The sequence below is a fragment of the Mycobacterium sp. 1165196.3 genome (genome assembly GCF_001673415.1).
GTDB lineage: Bacteria > Actinomycetota > Actinomycetes > Mycobacteriales > Mycobacteriaceae > Mycobacterium > Mycobacterium europaeum_A.
Window position 1 is genome coordinate 1 of sequence record NZ_LZLU01000078.1, and the last position, 23682, is coordinate 23682.

24 protein-coding genes and 1 pseudogene are annotated in these 23682 nt (G+C 69.0%); 10 read left to right on the top strand and 15 right to left on the bottom strand.

What is annotated here, in order from left to right; all coding sequences use genetic code 11:
• Positions 1–182: 182 nt before the first annotated feature.
• Positions 183–1388, top strand: a pseudogene (locus A5659_RS07965) (cation-translocating P-type ATPase); the annotation flags it as partial.
• A 6-nt stretch (positions 1389–1394) separates the two neighbouring features.
• Here the strand turns inward: A5659_RS07965 and A5659_RS07970 are convergent.
• The gene (locus A5659_RS07970; RefSeq protein ID WP_067180265.1) at positions 1395–2960 is read right to left on the bottom strand and encodes an AMP-binding protein; all 1566 of its coding nucleotides are present in this window, start codon (positions 2958–2960) and stop codon (positions 1395–1397) included.
• On the bottom strand, positions 2950–3864 hold the full coding sequence (locus A5659_RS07975) for an SDR family NAD(P)-dependent oxidoreductase (RefSeq protein WP_066870045.1): 915 nt from the start codon (positions 3862–3864) through the stop codon (positions 2950–2952). Before A5659_RS07975 ends, A5659_RS07970 begins: the two co-directional genes overlap by 11 nt.
• Positions 3865–4147: 283 nt before the next feature.
• Between A5659_RS07975 and A5659_RS07980 the strand changes: the two genes are divergently transcribed.
• Complete coding sequence (locus tag A5659_RS07980; protein ID WP_066870042.1) at positions 4148–4891, top strand: cutinase family protein; 744 nt, start codon at positions 4148–4150, stop codon at positions 4889–4891.
• Between the two features lie 21 nt (positions 4892–4912).
• On the opposite strand, the gene A5659_RS07985 is transcribed toward A5659_RS07980, so the two are convergent.
• The 4 genes from A5659_RS07985 to A5659_RS08000 form a co-directional block, all read right to left on the bottom strand.
• The gene (locus A5659_RS07985; RefSeq protein WP_067180304.1) at positions 4913–6277 is read right to left on the bottom strand and encodes an aldehyde dehydrogenase family protein; all 1365 of its coding nucleotides are present in this window, start codon (positions 6275–6277) and stop codon (positions 4913–4915) included.
• Between the two features lie 35 nt (positions 6278–6312).
• Positions 6313–7407, bottom strand: coding sequence for an AMP-binding protein (locus A5659_RS07990; RefSeq protein WP_067180268.1), 1095 nt, complete (start codon positions 7405–7407; stop codon positions 6313–6315).
• A 136-nt stretch (positions 7408–7543) separates the two neighbouring features.
• Entirely contained in the window at positions 7544–8308 is a 765-nt protein-coding gene (locus A5659_RS07995; protein WP_067137919.1) for an SDR family oxidoreductase, read from the bottom strand.
• A gap of 162 nt (positions 8309–8470) precedes the next feature.
• Positions 8471–9430 (bottom strand): oxygenase MpaB family protein, encoded by a 960-nt coding sequence (locus A5659_RS08000; RefSeq protein WP_066870035.1) that lies wholly within the window; start codon positions 9428–9430, stop codon positions 8471–8473.
• A gap of 191 nt (positions 9431–9621) precedes the next feature.
• Between A5659_RS08000 and A5659_RS08005 the strand changes: the two genes are divergently transcribed.
• The 3 genes from A5659_RS08005 to A5659_RS08015 all read left to right on the top strand — a co-directional run bounded on the left by A5659_RS08005 (position 9622) and on the right by A5659_RS08015 (position 12527).
• Positions 9622–10227 (top strand): TetR/AcrR family transcriptional regulator, encoded by a 606-nt coding sequence (locus tag A5659_RS08005; protein WP_067180308.1) that lies wholly within the window; start codon positions 9622–9624, stop codon positions 10225–10227.
• 40 nt (positions 10228–10267) lie between these two features.
• Positions 10268–11644 carry an adenylate/guanylate cyclase domain-containing protein gene (locus A5659_RS08010; RefSeq protein ID WP_066870032.1) on the top strand — a complete coding sequence of 459 codons (1377 nt, stop codon included), beginning with the start codon at positions 10268–10270 and terminating at the stop codon, positions 11642–11644.
• A gap of 136 nt (positions 11645–11780) precedes the next feature.
• Positions 11781–12527 (top strand): methyltransferase domain-containing protein, encoded by a 747-nt coding sequence (locus A5659_RS08015; protein ID WP_066870028.1) that lies wholly within the window; start codon positions 11781–11783, stop codon positions 12525–12527.
• Between the two features lie 34 nt (positions 12528–12561).
• Here the strand turns inward: A5659_RS08015 and A5659_RS08020 are convergent, their stop codons facing one another.
• Both A5659_RS08020 and A5659_RS08025 read right to left on the bottom strand, forming a co-directional pair.
• Positions 12562–13011, bottom strand: coding sequence for an SRPBCC family protein (locus tag A5659_RS08020; RefSeq protein WP_067025525.1), 450 nt, complete (start codon positions 13009–13011; stop codon positions 12562–12564).
• Between the two features lie 59 nt (positions 13012–13070).
• Positions 13071–13766 carry an SDR family oxidoreductase gene (locus tag A5659_RS08025; protein ID WP_067180272.1) on the bottom strand — a complete coding sequence of 232 codons (696 nt, stop codon included), beginning with the start codon at positions 13764–13766 and terminating at the stop codon, positions 13071–13073.
• 84 nt (positions 13767–13850) lie between these two features.
• On the opposite strand from A5659_RS08025, the gene A5659_RS08030 reads away from it, so the two are divergent.
• Entirely contained in the window at positions 13851–14510 is a 660-nt protein-coding gene (locus A5659_RS08030) for a CGNR zinc finger domain-containing protein (RefSeq protein ID WP_231997773.1), read from the top strand.
• Here the strand turns inward: A5659_RS08030 and A5659_RS08035 are convergent.
• The 3 genes from A5659_RS08035 to A5659_RS08040 all read right to left on the bottom strand — a co-directional run bounded on the left by A5659_RS08035 (position 14445) and on the right by A5659_RS08040 (position 16246).
• The gene (locus tag A5659_RS08035; RefSeq protein WP_067180276.1) at positions 14445–15056 is read right to left on the bottom strand and encodes a bifunctional 2-polyprenyl-6-hydroxyphenol methylase/3-demethylubiquinol 3-O-methyltransferase UbiG; all 612 of its coding nucleotides are present in this window, start codon (positions 15054–15056) and stop codon (positions 14445–14447) included. The two genes, A5659_RS08030 and A5659_RS08035, sit on opposite strands and share 66 nt — an antisense overlap.
• A gap of 28 nt (positions 15057–15084) precedes the next feature.
• On the bottom strand, positions 15085–15246 hold the full coding sequence (locus A5659_RS28090; RefSeq protein ID WP_197497949.1) for a hypothetical protein: 162 nt from the start codon (positions 15244–15246) through the stop codon (positions 15085–15087).
• A gap of 154 nt (positions 15247–15400) precedes the next feature.
• Positions 15401–16246 (bottom strand): SDR family oxidoreductase, encoded by an 846-nt coding sequence (locus tag A5659_RS08040; protein ID WP_067180280.1) that lies wholly within the window; start codon positions 16244–16246, stop codon positions 15401–15403.
• Between the two features lie 93 nt (positions 16247–16339).
• On the opposite strand from A5659_RS08040, the gene A5659_RS08045 reads away from it, so the two are divergent.
• Positions 16340–16954, top strand: coding sequence for a PaaI family thioesterase (locus tag A5659_RS08045; protein ID WP_066870011.1), 615 nt, complete (start codon positions 16340–16342; stop codon positions 16952–16954).
• 14 nt (positions 16955–16968) lie between these two features.
• On the opposite strand, the gene A5659_RS08050 is transcribed toward A5659_RS08045, so the two are convergent.
• The 4 genes from A5659_RS08050 to A5659_RS08065 all read right to left on the bottom strand — a co-directional run bounded on the left by A5659_RS08050 (position 16969) and on the right by A5659_RS08065 (position 21140).
• Positions 16969–17733 carry a DUF2127 domain-containing protein gene (locus A5659_RS08050; protein ID WP_066870053.1) on the bottom strand — a complete coding sequence of 255 codons (765 nt, stop codon included), beginning with the start codon at positions 17731–17733 and terminating at the stop codon, positions 16969–16971.
• A 65-nt stretch (positions 17734–17798) separates the two neighbouring features.
• A complete protein-coding gene (locus A5659_RS08055) occupies positions 17799–19187 on the bottom strand; it encodes an MmgE/PrpD family protein (RefSeq protein ID WP_067025520.1) in 1389 nt (462 codons plus the stop codon).
• Between the two features lie 111 nt (positions 19188–19298).
• Entirely contained in the window at positions 19299–20255 is a 957-nt protein-coding gene (locus tag A5659_RS08060) for a LysR family transcriptional regulator (protein WP_067025517.1), read from the bottom strand.
• Positions 20256–20264: 9 nt separating this feature from the next.
• Positions 20265–21140: an IclR family transcriptional regulator gene (locus A5659_RS08065; protein ID WP_066870003.1), complete on the bottom strand. Its 876-nt coding sequence runs from the start codon at positions 21138–21140 to the stop codon at positions 20265–20267.
• Between the two features lie 124 nt (positions 21141–21264).
• Between A5659_RS08065 and A5659_RS08070 the strand changes: the two genes are divergently transcribed.
• The 3 genes from A5659_RS08070 to A5659_RS08080 are packed head-to-tail and all read left to right on the top strand — an operon-like array spanning position 21265 to position 23540.
• Entirely contained in the window at positions 21265–22308 is a 1044-nt protein-coding gene (locus A5659_RS08070) for a zinc-binding dehydrogenase (protein WP_066870000.1), read from the top strand.
• On the top strand, positions 22305–22718 hold the full coding sequence (locus tag A5659_RS08075) for a nuclear transport factor 2 family protein (protein WP_067180284.1): 414 nt from the start codon (positions 22305–22307) through the stop codon (positions 22716–22718). Before A5659_RS08070 ends, A5659_RS08075 begins: the two co-directional genes overlap by 4 nt.
• Positions 22719–23540 carry an SDR family NAD(P)-dependent oxidoreductase gene (locus tag A5659_RS08080; protein WP_067025514.1) on the top strand — a complete coding sequence of 274 codons (822 nt, stop codon included), beginning with the start codon at positions 22719–22721 and terminating at the stop codon, positions 23538–23540.
• Positions 23541–23682: the final 142 nt, after the last annotated feature.

A 23682-nucleotide genomic window follows, 5' to 3' on the forward strand; every position in this document is an offset into this window, starting at 1 on the left:
CGAGGTTCTTCGCCGCGGCGTCCACGGCGTCGGCGTCGGTGTCGTCGTCGTCGGTCTCGTGCTTCCAGCCGCGCTGCGCCACGGCGAGCACCCGCAGCCCCTGCTCGGCGAGGCCGTGCACCATCGCCTCGGCCCGCTTGAGGTCGGCGTCCGGGTCGGCGAATTTGCAGCGCGGCTGGAAGCACGAGACCGACGACGACGACACCGACGCCGACGCCGTGGACGCCGCGGCGAAGAACCTCGAGTTGCTCGGCTACGTCGGGCTGGCCGACACCGCCCGGGCGTCGGCGCGCCCGCTGATCGAGGCGCTGGTGGACGCCGACCGCGACGTGGTGCTGATCACCGGCGACCACCCCGTGACGGCGCGCGCGATCGCCCGGCAGTTGGGCCTGCCCGAGGGCGCCAGAGTGGTCACCGGCGCCGAACTCGCCGGCCTCGACGAGGACGCCTGCGCCAAGCTGGTCGCCGACGTGCAGGTGTTCGCCCGGGTCAGCCCCGAGCAGAAGGTGCAGATCGTGGCCGCCCTGCAGCGCTGCGGCCGGGTGACGGCGATGGTCGGCGACGGCGCCAACGACGCCGCCGCCATCCGGATGGCCGACGTCGGTATCGGGGTGAGCGGTCGCGGTTCGTCGGCCGCCCGCGGCGCCGCCGACATCGTGTTGACCGACGAGGATCTGGGCGTATTGATGGACGCCCTGGTCGAGGGCCGCAGCATGTGGGCGGGCGTGCGCGACGCCGTCACGATCCTGGTCGGCGGCAACGTCGGTGAGGTGCTGTTCACCATCATCGGCACCGCGTTCGGCGCCGGCCGCGCCCCGGTGGGGACCCGTCAGCTGCTGCTGGTCAACCTGCTCACCGACATGTTCCCCGCGCTCGCGGTAGCCGTCACCTCGCAATACGTCGAACCCGACGAAGCCGAATACGAATCGGCCGAGGCCGCCGAGGAGGCGCGCCGCCTGCACCGGCGCGCCGTGCTCACCGGGGCCACGCCCTCACTCGACGCCCCGCTGATGCGCCAGATCGTCACCCGTGGCGCCGTCACTGCCGCCGGGGCGACGGCCGCCTGGGCGATCGGGCGCTGGACGCCGGGTACCGAAAGGCGCACGGCCACAATGGGTTTGACCGCGCTGGTGACGACGCAGCTGGCGCAGACGCTGCTGACCCGCCGGCACAGCCCGCTCGTCGTGGCGACGGCCCTGGGCAGCGCCGGCGTCCTGGTCGGCATCGTGCAAACCCCGGTGATCAGCCAGTTCTTCGGCTGCACGCCGCTGGGGCCGGTCGCCTGGTCCGGGGTGCTGGGCTCGACGGCGGGAGCCACCGCGATCTCGGCGCTGGCCCCCAATTGGCTGGCCAAGCAGGTCGCCGCCCTGGAGCCCGGCGAGGAATGATCGTGTTCAGCCGGACAACTCCCGGCGCAGCACCTTGCCGGTCGGGTTGCGCGGAATGCTGTCCACGACGTTGATGTCGCGGGGCTGTTCGAAGCGGGAGACCCGGTCCTTCAAATATTCGCGCAGCTGCGCGGCGTCGATCTCGCTGCCGGGCTGGGCGACCACGTACGCGGCCAGGCGCTGACCGAACCGCTCGTCGGGGACTCCGATGACGACGTTCTCGGCGACGGCGGGGTGCTGGGCGAGCGCGTTTTCGACCGCGCGCGGATAGACGTTCTCGCCGCCGGAGATGATCATGTCGTCTTCGCGGCCGACGATGAAGAGCCGGCCCGCGTTGTCCAGATAGCCCATGTCGCCCGTGCTGGTCATGCCGTCGACGACGGCCTTCGCGGCGCCGTCGGTGTAGCCGTCGCTGGTCAGTTCGCCGCCCACGAAGATCCGCCCGGTGACCCGCGGCCCGACCGGTCTGTCGTTCTTGTCGAAGATCCGCACCGGGCAGCCCACGACCGGCCTTCCGACGGTTTCGGGCGCTTCGCGCAGATCCGCCGGCGTGGCCAGCGCACCGATGCCGACCTCGGTGGAGCCGTAGCCGTTGTAGAGGACGTCGCCGTAGGCGTCCATGAACCGCTGGCCCAACGTGGGATCGAGGCGGTCGCCGCTGGAGATCACCGTCCGCAGGTAGGGCAGCGGGTTTCGCGCCCGCACCTGCTCGGGCAGCTCCAGGATGCGCGCGAGCACCACCGGCACCGCGGTGAAGGCGTCGGCACGATGCAGCGACGCCTGCGCCAGCGCGGCTTCGGCGTCGAACTCGCGGCGGGTGAGCACGGTTCCCCCGAGCGCGAGGGTCAGCATCAGCATGCCCAACCCCAGCCCGTGAAACATGGGCATTGCCACCGAGATTCGCGACCCGGTGTGCAGCCGGGTGCGGTCCAGGATCGTCACCCACACGCCCACCGCGGAGCGCAGCTGCGGTGAGCGGGGCACCCCCTTGGGGGTGCCGGTGGTGCCCGATGTCAGCAGGACGATGCGGCCGGGGGCGGCCACGGCCGGTCTGCCGGCGCCTTCGTCGGCGCCGAGCGTCGCCGGATCGACGGTGCCGACCGATTCGTCAGCGGCCCGCAGCCGCTCGACGAATTCGGCGTCGGTGACCACGGTCGAAATGCGGTGCGCTTGCACCGCGGCGGCCAGCGCGTCGCTGCGAAACTCCGTGCTCATCGGGACGACATCGGCGCCCAGCAGGGCGGCGGCGAACACGCCGGCCACAAAACCGCGTCCGTTGCGGCACATCACCCCGACCGCCTGCCCGGGTGCAACGCCGTCGTCGGCCAACCGCCGCGCCAGCGACTCGGTCACCAGTTGCAGCCGGCGATAGCTGAGCGCGCCGTCGTCGTCGACGATCGCGGTCCGGTCGGGCCACCGGGCCGTCGTGACCGCCAGCAGGGTGTACGGATTGGTGCCGCCCCGGCGTGCCTCGCGAAGCAGCCGGAAACCCGCCAGTGGCGCCGGCGGACTCAGCAGGCCCGAGCGCAGCAGGGCCCGGGCAGCGGTGGGAATCACCCGGTCATTCGTCATTGTCGGCCTCGTCGGTGTCGGACTCGCTGAAGAACCGGCGATGCCACAGCCGGGCGGCGTAATCGGCCGGCCCCGCCAGCAGCACCGAGGCCAGCTCGGCCGGCAGCACCCAGGGCGGTTCGATGGTGCGGGGCCGCTCGATGACCGCCTTGGCGATCGCGTCGGCGGCCTCGTCCGCCGACAGGCCGGGTAGGCGGCCCAGCAGCGGGGTGGGCGCGATCATCCTGGTTCGGACCAGAGCGAAGTAGACAGTGGTCACGTCGACGCCGTCGGTGTGCAGTTCCGGAGCGACGCTGCGCAACCAGCGGTCGAAGGCGCCCTTCGATGCCTGATAGGCACCCCATTGCGGACCCGGCGCCACCCGCACCCCGACGCTCGAGACGTTCACGATGTGCCCGCTGCCGTTGTCACGCATGGCCGGCAGCAGACCCAGGAGCAGCCGCACCGGTCCCAGGTAGTTGATGTCGATCGTGCGCTGGAAGTCGTGCGGCCGGTCGTACTGGTCATGCAGCGAGCGACGCAACGATTTGCCGGCGTTGCTCACCACGATGTCGGGCGGGCCGTGCTCCTCGGTGATGCCCTTGGTCAGGGTGCTCACCGCGGATTCGTCGGTGAGGTCGGTGGGATAGGCAACCGCGTGGCCCCCACCGGCATTGATCGACGCCGTCAGGTCGCAGAGCCGTTCCTCGGATCGGGCGACGACCAGGACGGTGGCTCCCGCGGCGGCCAGGCTGCGCGCGGTCGCCTCGCCGATGCCGTAGGAGGCGCCGGTCACCAAGACGGTTTTGCCGGAGACGGCGCCGCGCAACTTGTCGGGATCCGACACCCGCGCCGGGTTGGCCACGTGGTCCGTGACCGTGTTCAGGGCCTGCGTTAGTGCGTTCAACTTCGCTGCCGCATTCACTCGAGCCGCTCGCCGAGGTCGGCTGTTGCTTCACCGTAACCCCGGCTCGTAACTACGAGTAGCAGACCACACTGGGGTGCGGGCCCGCGCTCCGGCCCGGCGCTGCCGCCCAGCGGACGACCCGAGCGAGCGGTGGGCGCGACGGGCCCGGGCGCCCGCGCCGGATGGCGTCGCGCACAACCAATCTCAGCCCGTCCGCAATCGCGGCGGTTATTTTATGAGAACACGGTAATTTCGGTGTTTCTGGTGTTTAAGCGGCGTGTTGGCTGGGCACAATGGCGGCATGATCGCACGTCACGTCATTCGTACCCTTGGTTCCGCAGTAGTTCTCGCAGCGTCGGGCGTGGCCGTTTCGGCCGTGTCCGCCTCCGTTATCCCCTCCGCGTCGGCCCAGTGTCCGGACGTGCAAGTGGTGTTCGCCCGCGGCACCGGTGAAGCACCGGGCGTGGGCCCCACCGGCCAGGCCTTCGTCGACGCCCTGCACCAGCGCGTGGGCGGACGGTCCTTCGACGTCTACCCCGTCAACTACCCCGCCAGCGATCAGTGGGCGACCGGCATCGACGGCGTCAGAGACGCGGGCGCGCACGTGAATTCGATGGCCCATGACTGCCCCAACACCAAGATGGTGCTCGGTGGCTACTCGCAGGGCGCGGCCGTGATGGGCTTTGTCACCTCGGCCGCCGTGCCCGACGGCATCGACCCCAACACCGTGCCCAAGCCGCTGGCCCCCGACGTGGCCAACCACGTCTCCTCGGTGGTGCTGTTCGGCATGCCCAACGTGCGGGCGATGAACTTCCTCAACGAACCGCCCGTGGTGATCGGCCCGGCGTATCAGGACAAGACCATCAAGGTGTGCGCCACCGAGGACCCGGTCTGTTCCGACGGGATGAATTTCGCCGCGCACGACACCTACGCCGACGACAGCGCGATGATCGACAAGGGAGTCTCGTTCGCCTCCAGCCACCTGGCCCTGGACGGCCCGGCCGCAACCGCGGTCGCGTCGCCGCGTGGCAGCTTCGGAGAGTAACCGCCTGCCCGGGGTTCCTGGCTAGTCCCTGATGAAGCCCTTGTTGCGCATCAGGGCATCGGCCAGGAATCCGTCGTGCGGAATGTGCGGGGCGTGCCACCACGTGGGGTGGTGGCCGCAGTAGACGTTGCCGACGGTCGGCTCGGCGATCAGATCGTCGATCAGCGCCTCGTCGCCGGTGATCGCGGTGACCACCAGCGAATGCCGTAATGGTTGGACCCCGTCGTGGCGCGACCAGGCCGACACCCACGCACACGGGAAGGGCAGCTCCAGGTTGAGCTGGTCCGGATCGGGTTGTGCCATCACATGCAGGGCCGGGCGCAGCGCGGCGTAGCCGTCGCCGAGTTCGGCGACCACCCGGTCGGCGCCGAGCAGCGGGGTCGACCCGACGGCCTTGGCCGCCAAGATGTTCGCGACCGCGCGCGCCTGGTGGACGGGCAGGGTGGGCAGGACCGCCCGCTCGTCATCGGTGGGCAGCGGTTCGATCGCCGCCAGCCGTTCGGCGATGGCATGGGCCAGCGCGGCGGGATCGCCCTCGTAGAGCACCGCGGTGGTGTTGACGCATGCCATGCCGCCGTGGTTGGCGATCGAGTCGACGATGACGTCGAGGTAGTCGCGCCAGTCGCGGTCGGCCGTGATCACGATCTTGCTGCGCCCCGGCCCGTTGACGATCACCGCCGGGTCGTCGGCGTACTTGTCGACCACCTGCTGGCCCCCGTACACCATCGCCAGGTCGGCCGCCCGGATGATCTCGTCGGCGCCGGCATGGTCGGTGGGCAGGTAGACGGCGTCCTCGGCGCGGAACCCGGCCCGCCGCAGCGCGCACACCAGCCGGTGAGCCGTCAGCGGCTCGCGGCGTGAGGGGCGCACCGCGACCCGGTAGCCCAGCGCGAGGGCCTGCGGCCAAAGCCCATGGACGCCCGGGCCGTTTCCGGCCGCGTGCACCGCGAACACCTCCCCGCGCCGCACCCACACCGCACCGCCCGCGCGGGTCCGCTCCTCGCGCCAGTCCAGCGCCGCCCCCACCGGCCGCGCCGGCCGCACCGCGTCGACGGCGTCGCCCACCGCGTCGGCCACCCCGCGCGCCCCGGCCCGGGTGACCGCGATCGGCATGCCCGAAATCCGGGCGGCCAACGTCACATAGGCCTCGAAATCCAGCCCCGCGACGACGCCGTCGGCGAAGATGCCGGCGGCGCGGGACAGCGCGGCCACGCGCCGGGCAACGGGCAGCGGTGCGATCCTGCGCTGCGCGCCCAGCGTCCGTGAAACATACAGCGGTGGAACCAGGCTCAGCTCCGCGACCGCGGCACCGGCGGTGGTGGTGACCAATTCGCGTTTGCGGGTCCGGTACTCACCGCCCGCACCGAGGGCGTCGAGTGCCACCAAACCGGTTGCCGCACAGCCACTGTCACTGTCCACGCTCAGTACACGCCCTCGATGACGGCCTCGCCCTCGAAGGTGGACACCGGCCGCACCTCGCTGACCGAATCGCTGAGATCGCCCGCCGGTCCGGGCATCCTGATCGCCCGGTCGCGCTCCAGGTTGTTCGGTATGAACATGCCCTTGCTGATGTGGTGCATCACCACCTGGCCCGGACGCCCGTAGGGCACCCGTTCCCCGGTGTCGGGATCGACCACCCAGAACACCACATACGGGGTGCGCGGATCGAAGACGAAGGAGTCGTCGTCGCCGGTCCGGGTTACCGCCTGTGACAGCACCATGGTGCTGCCGAACGCCATGGCGATGGTCGTCGCGGGAAAGATGTCGCGCAGCAGGTCGAGGGTGTCGGCGTCCACGTGCGCCCCGCTGAGCAGCAGGTAGCGGATCTTGTCGTTGACCAGGTCGACCACCCGATCGTTGCGGGCGATCGCCTCCAGCAGCGGCGGGGTGGTGTGCAGGTTGGCCACGGACTGCGTCTGCAACACGAAGACGGCCTGCTCGACAACGTGGTCGACGTAAGCCGCCACCTCGGTTGCCGCCCCGCGCGCGGCGAGCCGTTTCACCCAGCGGGGATCGATGTCGATTGCGTGGAAGACGGAGCCGAGCCGCTGCGACACCAGCCGGGAGAAGTAGCCGACGCCGTGCGGACCGCTCGGCATCAGACACAGAAAGCCCTGGCCCCGCCGGAAACCGCCCGCGGCGAAGTCCTCGGTTTGCCATTCGACTACCTGTGCGACCCAATCCGGCAGCTGCACAGTGCGTTTCGGGGCGCCGGTGGTACCCCCGGATTCGAAGATCTGGGGCACCGGTGGCCGGGACCCGTAACCGCGCGGAATGAGGTCTTCCACTGGGACACTGCGTAATTCGTTGACCAGGTTGGGGAACAGTTGTAGGTCGGCGAAGGTGTTGACGTCGGTCAGCGGGTTGAAGTTCAACGTGCGGGCGGCCCGCAGCCAGAACGGCGAACCGGTGTCGTCGCCGAAGTGCCAGGCCATCGCCGCCCGCAGGTAGGCCTCGGCGTCCGCCACGGGCGCCGCCCGCGGGACGCCCAACAACGAGAAATCGACTGCGGCCATGCCCTCGATACTCTCGCATCCAGGACGGTGCCGCCAAGGACGACGGGCGCCCGCGGCCAGCGGCGTGTCCCCTTATCCGCTTATTTCACAAGGAATTTCATCTATGTGCACGCGGTGTTCAGCGGAACCGCCCGGCCTAGCCGCCGAACATGGCGGTGATCGTCTCGTTGAAGCGGGGGTAGATGTCGTCGTAGGTGCCGTCGCGCTCGGCGAACCGGAACATCTTGGCGCGCTCCACCACGATTTCCTTGGCCTGCGGCTGCGTCTGCAACAGGGTGACGGTCTCGGTGATGTAGTCCTCCAGCGGCATCGCCCGGGGATCGAATCCCCGCTCGCCCTGCAGCGCGGTTTGCACGTGCGGCGGGATGATTTCGATCACCTGCACCGAAGTGCCGCGCAGTTGGAAGCGCAGCGATTCGGTGTAGGAGTGCAGCGCCGCCTTGGAGGCACAGTAGCTCGGGGTGAGCGCGCTGGGCATGAAGGCCAGACCGGACGTGACGTTGAGGATGGTGGCGTGCGGCTTGCGCAGCAGCGCGGGCAGCAGGGCCGAGGTCAGCCGGATGGGGCCCAGCAGGTTGATGGCCACCGACTGCTCGGCCAGGCCGACGTTGCCGGTGGTGAGGTCTTCGACCCGTTGAATTCCGGCGTTGTTGACCAGCACGTTGAGGTCCGGGTAGTGGTCGGTCAGCTGGGTGGCGAACCGGCGGATATCGGCGGCGTCACCCTGATCGAGCGACAGCGTCTGGATGCCGGGGTTGGCCTCGGCGACGGCCCGCAATTGGTCGCTGCGCCGGGCGGCGATGATCACCTGGTTGCCCAACCGGTGGAAGGATTCGGCCAGACCTCGGCCGATTCCGCTGCCACCGCCGGTGACCAGAACGGTATTGCCCGTCATCTGCATCGCGGTACTCCTTCGGGTCGCCCTGCCACCGGCTCGATCGACCGGCCCACTGAGCCGACCTAGCGGAATGCCCCAATGCGCAGCCGGCTAACCACCATGCCTCATCCGCACGGGCGCTGTCACGGATATCGCCGCGACGATGCCGAGCCGCCCCAGACCCGGTTACGCGGCCGGGCGGTTGTGCAGCCGGCGCGGGTCGACGCCCGCGCGGTCCCACGCGTCGGCCGCCCAGCTCGTGTAGAGCACCCGGACGGGCAGCCGGTTCAACAGCGGGTTGAGCGCGCGAATGGCTGCGGCGACGCGCTGAAAGCGCTTCTCCTTCTTGGCATCCCATCGCAGCTGGCACACCTCGCGCATCTGCGGCGGAAGCGTTCCGACCACGACCAGCCGGGTGTAGGCGTTCAGCGGAGCCGAGAGCACTTTCCACACCGGTTTGGGCATCCGGCGCGGGCCCGGGATGCCCTTGCGGATGTAACCGGTGCCGTACAGCACGGTCTTATGGGGGACGAACCGGTCGAGCATCTCGTCCCAGTAGGCCAGGAAGTCGTCGTAGGTCTGCGGTTGCCCGCGGTCGCTGACGCCATACAGGCTGTACCAGAGCTTGCCCTCGTTGAAGATCTGCTCCTTCTCTGCGCGGCTCAGCCTCCGGATGAACATGTCGGTGTTGTAGATGACCTGGTCGACGAAGCTGGCGTGCGCCCAATAGAACAGCTCGGGATTCAGCGCGTGATAGCGCGAGCCGTCGCTGACCGTGCCCTTGATCGTCTTGTGAAAGTCCCGCACCTTGCGGCCCCACTCGTACGGTTCGTCGGAGTAGACGGTGTTCATCAGGGGCGGTGCGGTGCGCTTGGCCCGACCGAGCGTGTCGCTGAAGATGACGGAGTGGTCCAGCACGCCCTGGGCGAGCTGCTCGATGCAGTTCTCCACCCCGGCGGTGCGCTGAAAGCCGAACAGCTGAGTCCGGACGTCGCCGTAGAACTTCCAGATCAACGAGTCCGGCCCCAACCGCGGGGCGGCGTCGGCGATCTCGTCGTCGACCGGCATCGGCATCGCCTCGCGAACGCCGGTATCGAAACGCGACCCCGCACTTGCCGCGGTTAACTCATCGTTTTGGGCGGTCATGCCCACCTCCTCGCCGTACCCGCGCCGCGCGACGGCAACCCGGTGTGAATCAGTGACACAAAGATGTGTCTTTGTTTCAGTCGCCTCGAACACTAACAAGCGCGCGTCGCCGTCGCACCTCCCGGGCAGGTCTTCGCGCCGGAAAAGTCGCCCGTGAACCATGCCGAGGAGTTGATACGATGCCGCCAATCATGCAGTCCGAACCGGGCTCTGCCACTGCCGAGGCGCTCACCGATCTCGACCGCACCATCTTGGACACCGCGCGCAGCGTGTTCGAGATTTACGGCGTGCGTCGGGCCAATATCGACGACGTCGCCGCCCGCGCCGGGGTCAGCCGCAGCACCATCTACCGTCGCTTCCCGACGAAGGAGAACCTGTTCGCCCACGTGGTGCGGCGCGAAGCCGGCCAGTTCTTCAGCACCCTGGACCAGGCGACAACCGGCTGCAACCCGCAACAGGCGGTCGTCGAGGCCTTCGCGCTCGGGGTACGCCTGGTACAGGACTCCGCGCTGTACTCGCGGATCGCCGAGAGCGAACCCGAACTGTTCGGCATGTTCTCCCGGTCGCAGGCGTTTCCGATTCGCCAGTTCGCCGACGGGATCGCCCACACCCTGCGCCGTTGCGGCGCCGACCTGGCCGAGGCCGACCTGGACAACATCGCCGACATCCTGCTTCGCGTCGCCTTGGGCATCATCGTCTTCCCCACCGACCGGCTCGACACGTCCGATCCGGCGGCGGTTCGCGACTACGCCGCGCGCTATCTGGTGCCGATCATCGGCGGCGAGCGGTCCCGATAATGGGCCTCGAATTGTCGGCGGCCTGAACTAGCCTTGAACCGTGGCTGGGAGTTCTGCGGCGCCGCGGACTCGGTACGCCAGTTGCGGTGAGATCGACATCGCCTATCAGGTCTTCGGCGATGGCCCGATGGACCTGCTCATGCTGCCGGGCCCGCTGATCCCGATCGACTGCGTCGACCTCGAGCCCTCGATGTACCGCTTTCATCGCCGGCTCGCGTCGTTCTGCCGGGTGATCCGCTTCGATCAGCGCGGCATCGGCCTGTCCTCCCGGGTCCCCTCGCTGGACATGCTCGGTCCGGAGTCATGGGCGCAGGATGCGCTCGCCGTGATGAATGCGGTGGGTTGCGAGAAGGCCACGATCTTCGCTCCGGGTTTCACCTCGCTGGCCGGTCTGGTTCTCGCGGCCGACCACTCCGATCGGGTGAACAGCCTCGTCATAGCCAACGGCGCGGCGCGCACGCTGCGGGGGCCGGACTATCCCATCGGCGCCGAACTCGACGCCGCCGAGCGATTCACGTCGGTCGGGATGGAGCCGGACGCCGTCGAGCAGGGCTTCGACATGCTCGGCATCATCGCCCCCAGCGTCGCGCACGACGACGCGTTCCGCTCGTGGTGGGACATGGCCGGCAACCGGGCGGCGTCACCCAGCATGGCCCGTGCGTTCATCAACAAGGTCCGGGAGGGCGATGTCCGCGACAGGCTGCCGCGCGTCGCCGTGCCGACGCTGATCGTCCATCGCGACAACCCCGCCTTCAGCCCCGTCGAGCATGCGCACTATCTCGCCGAGCGCATCGCCGGCTCGCGTCTCGTCGAACTGCCCGGACAGGACTCCCTGTACTGGGTCGGCGACACCGGCCCGATGCTGGACGAGATCGAAGAGTTCATCACCGGAGTCCGCGGCGGCTCCGACGCCGAGCGGCTGCTCACCACCATCATGTTCACCGACATCGTCGGCTCCACCGAGCGCGCCGCCGCGCTCGGCGACCACCGCTGGCGCGACCTGCTGGACAACCACGACAGGATCGTGCGCCACGAACTGCAGCGGTTCGGCGGTCGCGAAGTCAACACGGCCGGTGACGGATTCGTCGCCACGTTCACCAGCCCCAGCGCGGCGATCGCCTGCGCCGACGCCATCGTGGACGCCGTTCGTGTGCTGGGCATCGAGGTGCGGGTCGGCATTCACGCCGGCGAGGTCGAGGTGCGCGGCGCGGACGTCGCGGGCATGGCCGTCCACATCGGCGCGCGGGTGGCCGCGCTCGCGAGACCCAGCGAGGTGCTGGTGTCGTCCACGCTGCGCGACATCGTGACCGGCTCGCGGCACCGGTTCGGCGACCGCGGCGAGACCGCGCTCAAGGGCGTGCCCGGGTACTGGCGGCTGTACGCCCTGGTCCGCGAGCACGCCGTCGTTCGGCGGTAACCGGACCGCAAATCGCAGCGGTCGAAGAGCCGGCGCCCCCGGCGTAGGCTGCGGACGGGACTCACCGGAGCCGAAGCATCCCGGCTTTCCGTTCGATTTCTGGCGTCCGGCTTGGTATTTGACCGAAGGAGTACGCATGACCGACGTGCACGTCTCGCTGCCTCCCGCCCTCCGGCGCGCGCTGGACCTGCTCATCGATCCGCCGGCCGATCCCGACGTGAGCCGGGGCTATCTCGACCTGCTCGGCCCCGGCGCGGCCGCCGGTGGCGCCGTCGAGCAGAACACCGGCCCCATCCAGGCGGCGTGGGCCTCGCCGATCGGGTCGCTGCTCTACGACAACGCCCAAGCGCTTTCTCGGCGCTGGATCAGCGCATGGCAACTGCCGCTGGAATGGTTGGACGTTCCGCAGGGCGGTATCGCGCTGGACGTCGGATCGGGGCCGGGCAACGTCACCGCGTCGCTGGCCCGTGCCGCCGGTCCGCAGGGGCTGGCCCTCGGCGTCGACATCTCCGAGCCCATGCTGGCCCGCGCGGTCCGCAACGAGGCCGGGCCGCAGGTCGGCTTCCTCAAGGCCGACGCACAGCGACTTCCGCTGCGCGACAGCACCATTGACGTGGCGGTGTCGACCGCCGTGCTGCAGTTGGTTCCGAATCCGGCCGACGCGCTCGCCGAGATAGCGCGCGTGCTGCGCCCCGGTGGCAGGCTGGCCGTCATGGTGCCCACCGCCGGGCGCCTGGCCCGGTATTGGCGGATGCTGCCCAACGTCGGGGCGCACGCGTTCGACGACGACGAAATCGGGGATGCGTTGGAGAACAACGGCTTTGCCAGTGTGCGGGTGAAGACCCTCGGGACGTTCCAGTGGGTGCGCGCCAAGTTGGGCTGACGCGCCCAGGTTTTTCGATGGCGGGTGCGCGGACCTAGTCCGGCGACTGGGCCAGCACGGCGAGTCGGTCCATGGACTCGCGCAGCATCTCCGCCGTCGTCGCGCGGGCGCGCTCGAGGCGGGTGGCGTCGGTCAGCGCCGTCCAGTCGTAGGTGTGCGTCACCGTGGTGAGTTCGGCGTTGACCGGGCTCAGTTCCCAGCGCCACAGGTGCCCCGGCGGCTGCTTGCCGGGTTCGGCTGGGCGCCAAGCTATTACACTGCCCTCGACGAACTCGGTGACGTGGTTTTCGCGCACCGCGCCGTTGGTCAGCGTCGTCTTGAACACGTCACCCACGCGATGCACACGACCGGAGGCAGACGATGCCAGATTGCCGTTGCCGTCCCAGCTCGGCTGGCGGGACGGATCGGCGATCAGTTCGAAGATGCGCGCCGCATTGGCCGACATCACGCGGGTGGCGCTCACGATGCGTTCGGTATCGGACATATCGCTATCCAAACACGTGCGGCCGTACGGCGCGCCGGTGACTTTGGGCGGCAGGCGGTTCACCCCATTCGGGGCAGCGCCTCGATGGGTCCGGACAGTACCGATTTGACGTAGCGGGTGTCGTCGTCGGCCAGCACCTCCGTGTCGTCCCGCTCGATGCCGTCGACGATCGCCCGGGCCACCTGGCGCGGATCGTTCTTGCGTGCCTCGAAGCCGGCGGTCATGTCGGTGTCGGTGAAGCTGAGGTGCGCGGCGACGACCAGGGTGCCCTGCTTCTCGAGCTCGATGCGCAGCGAGTTCGTCGTCGACCACAGTGCGGCCTTGGAGTCGCCGTACCCGCCGGATCCGGGCATCCAGGACAGGATCGAGGCGATGTCGACCAGCGCACCGCCGCCGTTGTCGGCCAGGATCGGGGCGAAGGCCTTGGCCACGCGCAGCGCGCCGAAGTAATTCGTCTCGAAGACCGCTCGCACCTCGTCGATGTCGCTGTCAAGCAGTGTCCGGGCGCCGAGAACTCCGGCGTTGTTGATGACAATGTCGGCGTCCGCCGCCGTGGACGCGAGCGCGGCAACCGAATCCGGGTTGGTGACGTCCAATGCGACGCTGACCACGCGGGGGTCCTGGCTGGGCTTCGGCGCCCGGGCGGTGGCGTAGACCTTCGCCGCGCCCCGGTCCAGCAATTCGGCCACGATGGCTTTGCCCAGACCGCGCTGCCCACCGGTGACCACTACCGTCGACCCCTTGACGTTGACCATGTCCTGCTCCTTTGACGTAGGCAAAAATGTTTTGATTGCGTCACGCTAATTGACCGCCGTGACATAGTCAAGTATTCTTTACTTATGTCTTCTCAGTGGGTTGCGTCACAGCGATACGGCTGTGGCGGCGCTCCCGGTGGCCTGGGCCTGGTCCAGGACTTCCTCAACACGAGGGCCATCGACGGGTACGGGCCGGACCTGCTGGCCGAACCACGCCTCGCCGGCGACTGGGCGACGGCCGCCGTGCGGGCGTGGTCGGCCGCGCGCGGCGTGGACCTGTCGCCCCCCGAGCTGGGTGCCGCCGACCTGGCCAAGCTTCGCGCGCTGCGCGCCACCATCGAGCAACTCGTCGCCGGCGAACAATCGCGATCTCATGGCGCCGACGGCGTCGCCGCATCTTTCGCGCTGTCCGATGCCGGTGAGGTGCGGTTGGATCCCCATGGCGGCGGTTGGCGTTGGCTGGCATCGGCGCTGTGGGGCGAGATCCTGTTGAGCCAGCAAGCCGGCACCTGGCGGCGGATCAAGCGTTGTCACAACCACCGGTGCGGCTCGACGTTCTACGACCGCTCGAAAAACAACAGCGGCGTCTGGCATGACGTCAAGACGTGCGGCAACGCCGTCAATCTGAGGGCCTCCAGGGCGCGCCGGCGCGAACGCGAACGTGAACGCGCGCTGCACTCAGACGTTGCGCCAGAGCAGTCGGTAGCGGTAGTAGACGCCCCGCCGGATGCGGGCTCCGGGTAGGACGTCGTCGGCCGCTCGCCGGATCTCGGCCAGGCTTTCGCGGGGATGGGCGACGGGTACACCGATGTCGCGGGTTTCCCGGTGCAGCCTCGAACCGGCGCGTACCGCCGGTAAACACAGACCGGCCCACAGCCAGTCGGCAACGCTCTTGTTGGCGGACAGTCCCACCACCGCCAATTGCCCAGCGGGCCGCAACATTTGACGCACCATCTGCAAGGTGTCGCGCAGCGGCAGGTGATGCAGGCTGGCGACGAACGTGATCAGGTCGAAGGAAGCCTCGCCCGGCTCGAACTCCTCGAAACGCCGCAGTTGCGCCGAGGCGTTCGCGATCGGCTGCAATCGCTGCGCGGCGCGCCTCACCGATGTCGGATCCGCATCGATCCCGACGACGCTGCGCGACACCGCGGCTAATCGCTGAGCCAGCAGCCCTTCCCCGCATCCGACGTCCAAAACGTCGCCGCGGTGCCGCGAAGCGATGCCGACCAGCCACGGGTGATAGGCGCTGTTGTGGTTCCAGTAATCCTGGTGTTCTGCGTAGTCATCCACCGTCGACTCAGTCTGCCTGACCGGGCCGTCAACAGCGCTCGGCGCCCCGGGACATCAACCGCGGGCCCACGGCGGCCGGCCGTCGGGTGCTTTTGAGCATCGCCTGCCAGGCGCCGGAGGCACGTTTCAGGGGCGCGACCACGTCGAAAGTCGCGGGAGCCTGGCTGACCCAGGCTGGAAGTGTGGCCACCGTCTGATCCTTTGTTCTTTCGGCTTGTGCGCCGTCTCATTCAATTGCACCGCAGCCGTTTTACGGGGGTGCCGCGCCGCGGTAAACGCCACGAAAAGCCGTTCTGTGGTCTACCGCACACGCGGGGCGCGAGGAAAGACACGCAACAGTTCCCCTAATGAAAACCCTTGAACCGGCGTAGATACCCGGGCAATCGGTGTGCGGGCACAGCCTTGGGCCAGTCGTCGGGGCGAAAATACGCGTCGGTACCGCCGGCCACGAATACTACACTGCCGCACAGGAAATCGGCGGCATCGGACAGCATGAAGCACATCCACTCGGCCATGTGCCCCGCGTCACCGAAGCCGCCCACCGGCACCGGAAACGCCCGGACGGCCTTGGCCTGCCTCGGATCCGAGAGTTGCTCCTGCAGAAGAGGTGTCATGATCGCGCCCGGTGACAGGGCGTTCAGCCGCACGCCCGACCCGGCCCACTCCGGTGAGGCCGCATGTCGCCGCACCCAGCGGCTGACCGCGATCTTCGAGGCGCCATACATCATGGTCGGCGCCCCTCGGCCAAGTAGCCGCACCGCCCGCCACGCCTTGTCGGCATCGTGTGCCAGCAACGCGTTGACGGCCCGACGCGGCACCGCGGGCATCGTCGTCGCCGAATTGCTGGCCACCACAACAACCTTCGCGCGCTCCGCGGCGGCCAGCGCCGCACGCCAGGCGACGAGTAGCTCGACCACCCCGAAGTAATTGACCGCAGCGATCTGCCGGGCGCGATCCCGGCCGCGGCCGGGACCCAACCCGGCGGCCAGCACGGCGCCGTCTAGCCTGTTGCCCGCGGACGCCAGGACGCGTTCGGCGGCCGCCCTGCGCCCGTCGGGCGTCGACAGGTCGGCCACGACATCGGCATCCTTGATGTCGACGCCGATGACGGTGTGCCCGTTGTCCCGAAGGCGCTGCGCCGTCTCGCGGCCCATCCCGGAAGCCGATCCGGTTATCGCGTAGGTCCCCATTGACTCCTCCGTTCCCAGCGCAGTATGCCCGTTGACCCCGGGCGCTCCGGTGGGCACCAGCCCACCCAGCGGACGCACTGTTAAGTTGCCAGGATGCATGACCCCACGCCCTGCATCGATTTCAGCCAACTCGAGTCGGTTTACGCGCCGCTGGCCGAATCGGTCCGCCGACTCCTAGACATCAGCATCCGCACCGAAGCCGGGCCCGCGGCGGTGGCGGCGGCCATCGCCAGGATCGACAGTGCGACAGACGAATTGAGCGACGCGCTGCTACCCGGGCCGTTCGGTGTACACCGAACCGCCGACGGCCAGACCATCGCCTGGGGCAACGCCGTGGTGGGTCTGCGAAACCCGGTGGCCCCACCGCTGGTCATCCATCACGATCCCGACGGACTGGTGTGGTCGGAATTCGTGCTCGGCGCCGCCTACGAAGGCCCACCGGGTACCGTGCACGGCGGCGTCTGCGCCCTGGTGCTCGACCACGTGCTCGGGGCGACGGCCCACCAGCCCAACAGGCCCGCCTATACCGGCACGCTGACCCTGCGCTATCGCCGGCCCACCGCGCTGGGCAGGCCGCTGCGCGCGGAGGCTCGCGTCGATCGCGTCGACGGGGTCAAGATTTTCGCCGTCGGCCAGCTGGCCGACGATCAGGGCGTCACCGTCGAGGCCGAGGGCGTTTTCATCCACCCCAAGCAGCCACCGGCGTAACCGTCGGGCTTCGCTCAGGTTCCGGCCGCGGCCCGTTCGACGTCGAGCAGCTGCTCCCCGCGTCGTTCCTCGTCGTAGGCCTTCCGCCCGCCGCGCAACCCGAACAGCCGTTTCGAGACCAGTAGGTAGATCACCGCGGCGACATTGATGGTGAAGGTCACCAGCCGGGTCATGGTGATGCCCTTGGCCAGGTCGTGGATCTCGAGGGGCAAGAAAACCGAGGTGGCTATCACCGCGAAGTATTCGCCCCAGCGTTTCAGCAGCCACAGGCCCACCCCTTCGACGACCTCGAGCAGCGCGTAACCGGCCAGCATCAGGGTCAGCAGGGCCAGGGTGGACGGCTTGGCCGCCAGCGCCTTTTCCAGTTCGTGCACGATGGTCATCTGGTCGACCTTGAAGCCGGCGGTGCGGAAGATGGGCAGGTCGCGATCGAGGGTGGCCTGGATGGCACCGCGCGCTCCGCGGAACTTCCACACCGCATAGGCCGCCAGCGCGATCACCACCGCCCGCAGCAGGCGTTCGACCGCCAGGATGCGGATGATGATGGCCTGTCGTAAAGCCTTGCCGCGCATGATCATCGGTGCGTCTTCGGCGCGACCGCGCCCGTGTGGCTCGCCGACGGTGAATTCGCCGCACCGCAGGCAGCGCCACACCTCGCCCAGCCCGGTGCTGCCGCTCAGCCGGTCGGCGAGGGACTTCTCGTCGGGCGCGTAGGTGACGTGACCGGCAACCGCGCAGGTGACCAGCTCCCAGCGGTTGCGGCCGTGTTCTTTACCCATGGCCGGATCATTCATGGCGGGCGGTCGGCCACGCAAGGGGGCGAGCGCTACGTGCCAGACGGGTGTCAGAAGCGCGGCCTACTGCGCGCGCGCCGCGGCGTGGAAGGCACCGATCCGAGCAACCCGGTGAGTTCGGTGACCTCGATCTCGTCAAGCCGGGCCACCGCGGCGACGATCTCATCGCGCAGCGGCTCGTCGCAGAACGGTTCGGCGAGCCAACCGAACTTGTCCACCACGCGGTCCCAGGACATCGGGCGGGTGGGTGATCCCTCGTAATCCGACTGCTCGCGGCTGAATTGGCGCCCGTCGTGGGTGATCACGTGCACCCGCGCCGCGGTGCGTTGCGGATAGTCCGCGGTCAGGTCTGCGGCCGGAACGACCTGCACCCGGGACAACAGGTCGATGACGTCGCTTTGCGAAACTCGGTCGTTCTCAAGCTGTTCGGGGCCGACGCCACCGTCGAGCAGGGCGACCGCGGTCAGGTATTTGAGGTTGTAGTCGGCCCGCTCCTTGGTGGTCGGGTGGTCTTTGTCGCCGTAGGCTCCCCCGCCGGCGAAGTCGTAGGCGCCCTGAAAGACCTCGAGGACCACCCGCGCGACATCCGCACCCTGCAGACCGTGCTCACCGCGCACGGCCAGGATCGCATCGATGACGACCTGGCCGTGGATGAGCGAGCAGTATTGCTTCAGGTAGGTCTGCTCGACACAGGTGAGACTCCGGTCGGCGGTGTGCAGATCGATGCGCTGATCGAAGAGTTGCACCAGCCCGTGCGGGCCCTCGAAGAGCGCCTTGGGTCCGGTGATGCCACGCGCGGCCAGCATCGTCGTGTACACGGCGCGCATCCCGGTGATGGCCGGCGAGATGCCCTTCCAATTCGAAACCGGCTCGGCGTGCACCGCCGCCAGTGACACGTTGTCGGCCGCCGCGGCGGCAATGGCGTTGGCGGTCTGCTCGGCGCTCAGCCCCAGCAGCTTCGCGCTGCCCGCCGAGACCGACATCGCCAGCTGCAGCGCGTGGTTGAGTCCGCGGGCCATCACGGGAACCTGTGCGCTGAACCGGCATTGGATCTCGTAGGCGACCGCCAGCGCGAGCAGGAAGTCGGCTCCGCCGGCGCCGGTGTGCTCGGCCACGGCCAGCAATGCACCGACATTATCGGCGGGATGGCAGAGCCCACCCACCGTGAGATAGGTGTCGAGCAGATCGGGGTAGCGCACCAGCACCGCGTTGAAGAACGCGGCCTGGTCCACCGAGGCGCGCCCGCCGCCGACCAGGGTGGCCGTCGGGGCGCCACCGAACTGGGCGGTGTGGTCGCGGATCGTGGGGATCAGCTCGCCGTCCAGGGCACCGACGGCGCACGCGATGCTGTCGAGCACGTTGCGTTTCATCAGCGCCCGCGGTCGCCCGGTCAGGTCCCCCGGCCGGGCACCGACGACGAAATCGGCCAGCTCGTCCACAACGTAGTTATGTGCCACCACTTTTCGCCCCTCCGCTCTACGGACTTCAGTGAAGCCCCGCGCCGAGCCAGCGTCCACGATCCATCTCTTATGAGTGGTTGACGGAGGTTCTCACCGCACGCCGGCGCCGGTTTGCAGGACGCCCCGGTGGGGATCGTCGGCCGGAGTCCACCACCGTCCGGTGGGCGGGGTCAGCCAGTCACGACCGCGCGCAACCGCCAGCAACGACGTCACGGCACCGCGCACACTGGGCCGGTCATCGTCCTGGCGGTGTAGCAACGACCACGTCCACAGCGGTACCGGGTCGGCGACGGGGCGCCGGGTCAACCGGGGCGGGAGGGCAGCGGTGTGGCGCTTGGGTGACTCCAGTACGGCACCCGCGATCATGCGGACGTGCGCGTAGAACGCGTCGCCGGTGATGCCGCCGTCGTTGATTCCGACGACACGTGCGCCGGTGTCGGCGGCGAAGGCTTCGGCGAACCGATTCCACGATGACCATGCCGACGCGTCGTCGTCGACGAGGACGCTGACATGCCGTGCGCCAATCGGTTCCGATGACGCGGCCCCCGGAACGACCGCGCTCAGCGGCTCGGCGCGAAGCAGGTGCGGAGTCAATGCCCGCTGCTTGGCCTGCGCGTCGGTGATCCAGGCCAACGCGATGTCGAGGGTGCCCTCGGCCACCCGGTCCGCCTGCACGTGCGACGGCAACACCCACTCGTCCAGCCGCAAGGCCGCCGCGGACCCCACCAGGGCGTCGATGTCGTCGGGCAACCAGCTGACGTACCCGAGCCGCACCGGGGAGCTTTGCGCGGCGGTCCGCTGCAGCCGGTGCTTGGCGTCGTCGGCCAGTGCCAGAATCCGGCGCGCGTCCGGGAGGAACGTACGGCCGGCCTCGCTCAGCCGGACGCTGCGCCGGTCCCGCACTAGCAGATCGGTGCCAACTTCGCGCTCCAACGCGATGATCTGTTGCGACAACGCCGGTCCCGAAATGTGCAGGCGCTTGGCGGCGCGACCGAAGTGCAATTCCTCTGCGACCGCGACGAAATAGCGCAGCTGCCGCAGTTCCATGCGTCGAGCTTAAGTCGCCCCACCTGCCCCCTCGATCGCGCCCGCCCGCGGTGGCGATGCGCTGAGCTCGGTCGTCTCGTCGGTCAGCTGTTCCCCGATGTCCCGGATCTGTCGCGCGCTCAACGCGCACAGCGGGTGTACGGCCACCATCAGGGCGACGCGGCCCCGCTCGTCGAAAACCGGTGCGGCGATCGTCACCACGGGTTGCTTGCGGCGGCCCGGGTTGTCGTCGGAAAGAAATCCGATGGTGGTGAACTCGACCAGCAGCTGGTCCATGATGTGGCGCACCGGAGTCGGCATCTCGCTGCTGTCCAGCGTGCCGACCACCTGCACCGCCTGCGCGAGCGCCGGCGTCGTCCAGTCGACGTCGAAACCCCGCTCGCGAGTGTGCGCCAACACCTGCTGGAGGCGCTGGGTGCGGTCGGGATTGCCGCCCGCGCCACGCCGGATCCACGCGCGCTGCTCCTCCTCGGTGTCCCAGGCCGCCATCGCCACACCGAACGGCGGCGCATAGGGAATCCGATCCCCCGGTATCCCCGACGGCTGCGTGGCGGGTTCACCCTCAAAGGCGGTGACCACCAGGGAATCACCGAACTTCTCGACCACCGAACAGGCATAGCCGACCTCGCGGGAGAGCCGCAGCGCCGCGGACCGCGCCGCATGCGCGAGAGGGCGGGCCGTGTCCGTGCGCGCCGCCACCACGGCCAGCGCCGGGCCGAGGGCGAAGGTCTTCGTGATCGGGTCGCGACTGGCCCAACCGCGGTCGCACAACGTTTTAAGGATCGCGTGCGCGGTCGCCTGGGTGAGATCGAGTTCGCGGACAACGTCGGAGAAGCGCAGCCGCGCGCCCGCAGACCGCGCCAGCAGCTCGACGACATCGAGCACCCGGGCGGTCGGCGCTGACGTCGACCCGCGAATCGCTTGACTCCTTTGCGACGGCGTTCTTAAAGTTGTACGAACATTCGAGATTCTATATCGATTATTCGAGAAAGTTAACGCATTGCGCGCTGTGGTGTTACGCGACGGCCGGTTACAGGTCCGGGAGACACCGGATCCCGAGCCCGGACCGGGTGAGTTGCTGTTGCGCACGTTGAGCACCGCGATCTGCGCATCCGACGTGCACTTCATGGATCATCCCGAACTTGCCATCGACGATCCGACCGGCCGCTCGCTGTACGACACCGAGCGCGACCTCGTGCTCGGCCACGAATTCGTCGGCGAGGTCATCGGGCACGGGCCCGGCTGCACCGACCAATTCGCCCTCGGTACGCGGGTAGCGGCCATGCCGGTCCGGCTGGTCGACGGCGGCGCCGGCGGGATGCGCATCATCGGTCAGCATCCCGAGGCGCAGGGCAGTTTCGGTGAGCTGCTTGTGGTTTCGGAAGTGGCGGCCAAACCCGTGCCCGGCGACGTGTCCAGCGATGCCGTCGCGTTGACCGACGCGTTCGCCGTCGGCGAGTTCTACGTGCGGTCGGCGCGGCTGCAGCAGGGCGAGATTCCGCTCGTCATCGGCGCGGGAGCGATCGGGCTCTCGGCCGTCGCCGCCCTGGCCGGCCGCGGCGTGGAACCCATCGTCGTCGCGGACTTTCAAGCCGACCGGCGCCGGCTGGCCCGCGACCGCTTCGGCGCGCACATCGTGGTCGATCCGGCCGAAAAATCGCCGTTCGAGGCGTTCAACGAGGTTCGGGCGCAACGCGGATTGCCCGGTCCGGCAGTCGTATTCGAATGCGTGGGCGCGTCCGGACTGATTCAGCAACTGGTCGAATCCGCCGAGATGGGCACCCGCATCTACTGTGCGGGCGGCTGGTACACCGGCGACACCCTGGACATCACCACCGCCACCCGTCAGGGCGTGACCATCCAGTTCGGCGGCGGGCCGCACCCGCAGGACTGGTACGGCACGCTCGACGCGATCGCGACGGGCCGATTGGACCCGCTACCGAGCGTCGGCAGGATCATCGGGCTCGACGAGGTGCCCGACGCGCTCGATCAGGCCCGCAGGTCCGAGGGACCGCCCCGGATCGTCGTGCATCCGAATGGAGACATCCCGTGAGCGAACGCGATGACCGGCAGGACATCTCCGAACTGCTGGTGCGCTATGCGACGGGGATCGACCGCCGCGACTGGCCGCTGTTTCGCACCGTGTTCACCGACGACTGCCAACTCGACTACGGCGAGATCGGCACCTGGAGAGGCGTGGATGCCGTGGCCGACTTCATGGAGCAGGTGCACGCCCTGGCGGGGCATACGCTGCACCGCCTGACCAACCAGGCCATCACGCTGCATGGCGACACCGCCACCGCACGCACCTATATCGACGGCCTGATCATGTTCGGCGACAACAGCTCTGGCGTCAACGCGATCGGTTTCTACGACGACGACATCGTGCGCACGCCGGCAGGATGGCGCATCGCCCGCCGCCGCTACACCCAGGTTCGCATCACCACGGTCGGGGGCGCCTAGATGACGTTCGCGACGAAATACGGGCCGTGGGCGCTGGTGGCCGGCGCGTCCGACGGGGTGGGCGCGGCGTTCGCCGAAGGGCTCGCCGAGCGCGGTGTCAACGTGGTGCTGCTGGCCCGCCGGCAAGCCGTTCTCGACCGGGTCGCGGCCGAGATCGAAGCCAAGACATCGGCGCAAACCCGCACCGTCGCAATCGATCTGGCGCGGCCCGCAGCGGCGACGGCGATCGCCGAGGCAACCGCTGACCTGGAGATCGGGATGCTGGTGTATTGCGCGGGCGCGGACCCGAATTTCCAGCCCTTCCTTGCCAATTCGATCGAAGCCGCCGAATCGATGGTGCAACGCAACTGCATGGTGCCCATGCAGCTGTGTCACCATTTCGCGCCCGCGATGGTGGCGCGGGGCAGCGGCGGCATCGTCATCTTCGGTTCCGGTGCGGGGCTGGCCGGCGGACCCAACATGGTCGCCTACGGCGCCTCCAAGGCCTTCGACATGGTCTTCGCCGAGGCGCTGTGGGCCGAGCTGCACGACAAGGGCGTCGACGTCCTGGGCCTGATCCTGGGCAAGACCAACACCCCGGCATTGCGCGCGCTCGAATACAGCCGCGGCCAGATCGGCTCCCCCGACGAGGCGCCCTCGGACGCAGCGGCCGTGTCCGACGTCATCGCCGAGGCGTTCGAGAACCTGGGCAACGGCCCGACCCTGATGGTGGGCGACACCATGCGTGCCGCCGCGCAGCTGCTGGCGTCGCTGAGCCGCAATCAGGCCGTTGAGCTCTTCGCGCAGGCGGCCGCCGCCGCGATGGGTCCGGACGCCCAATGAGCGGCCCGGCTGTTCGCTGCGCGGCGCACCGCCGTCCGCGAGGTTTGCCAAAGTTCGAAATCAGGGCAGCCTAACTTTTGCTTCTGCGCTGCCCTGTGCAGCAAATACGGGCTTGGGCGCGGCGCCACTTTCGCTGACCCAC

Coding starts and splice junctions, on each gene's coding strand:
- A5659_RS07980 (WP_066870042.1), top strand. CDS start 4,148: ATGATCGCACGTCACGTCATTCGTACCCTTGGTTCCGCAGTAGTTCTC.
- A5659_RS08000 (WP_066870035.1), bottom strand. CDS start 9,430: ATGACCGCCCAAAACGATGAGTTAACCGCGGCAAGTGCGGGGTCGCGT.
- A5659_RS08060 (WP_067025517.1), bottom strand. CDS start 20,255: ATGGAACTGCGGCAGCTGCGCTATTTCGTCGCGGTCGCAGAGGAATTG.
- A5659_RS08025 (WP_067180272.1), bottom strand. CDS start 13,766: ATGGTCAACGTCAAGGGGTCGACGGTAGTGGTCACCGGTGGGCAGCGC.
- A5659_RS07970 (WP_067180265.1), bottom strand. CDS start 2,960: ATGACGAATGACCGGGTGATTCCCACCGCTGCCCGGGCCCTGCTGCGC.
- A5659_RS08045 (WP_066870011.1), top strand. CDS start 16,340: ATGCATGACCCCACGCCCTGCATCGATTTCAGCCAACTCGAGTCGGTT.
- A5659_RS08030 (WP_231997773.1), top strand. CDS start 13,851: ATGTCTTCTCAGTGGGTTGCGTCACAGCGATACGGCTGTGGCGGCGCT.
- A5659_RS08040 (WP_067180280.1), bottom strand. CDS start 16,246: ATGGGGACCTACGCGATAACCGGATCGGCTTCCGGGATGGGCCGCGAG.
- A5659_RS08015 (WP_066870028.1), top strand. CDS start 11,781: ATGACCGACGTGCACGTCTCGCTGCCTCCCGCCCTCCGGCGCGCGCTG.
- A5659_RS08050 (WP_066870053.1), bottom strand. CDS start 17,733: ATGGGTAAAGAACACGGCCGCAACCGCTGGGAGCTGGTCACCTGCGCG.
- A5659_RS08005 (WP_067180308.1), top strand. CDS start 9,622: ATGCAGTCCGAACCGGGCTCTGCCACTGCCGAGGCGCTCACCGATCTC.
- A5659_RS07990 (WP_067180268.1), bottom strand. CDS start 7,407: ATGGCCGCAGTCGATTTCTCGTTGTTGGGCGTCCCGCGGGCGGCGCCC.
- A5659_RS08020 (WP_067025525.1), bottom strand. CDS start 13,011: ATGTCCGATACCGAACGCATCGTGAGCGCCACCCGCGTGATGTCGGCC.
- A5659_RS07995 (WP_067137919.1), bottom strand. CDS start 8,308: ATGCAGATGACGGGCAATACCGTTCTGGTCACCGGCGGTGGCAGCGGA.
- A5659_RS08080 (WP_067025514.1), top strand. CDS start 22,719: ATGACGTTCGCGACGAAATACGGGCCGTGGGCGCTGGTGGCCGGCGCG.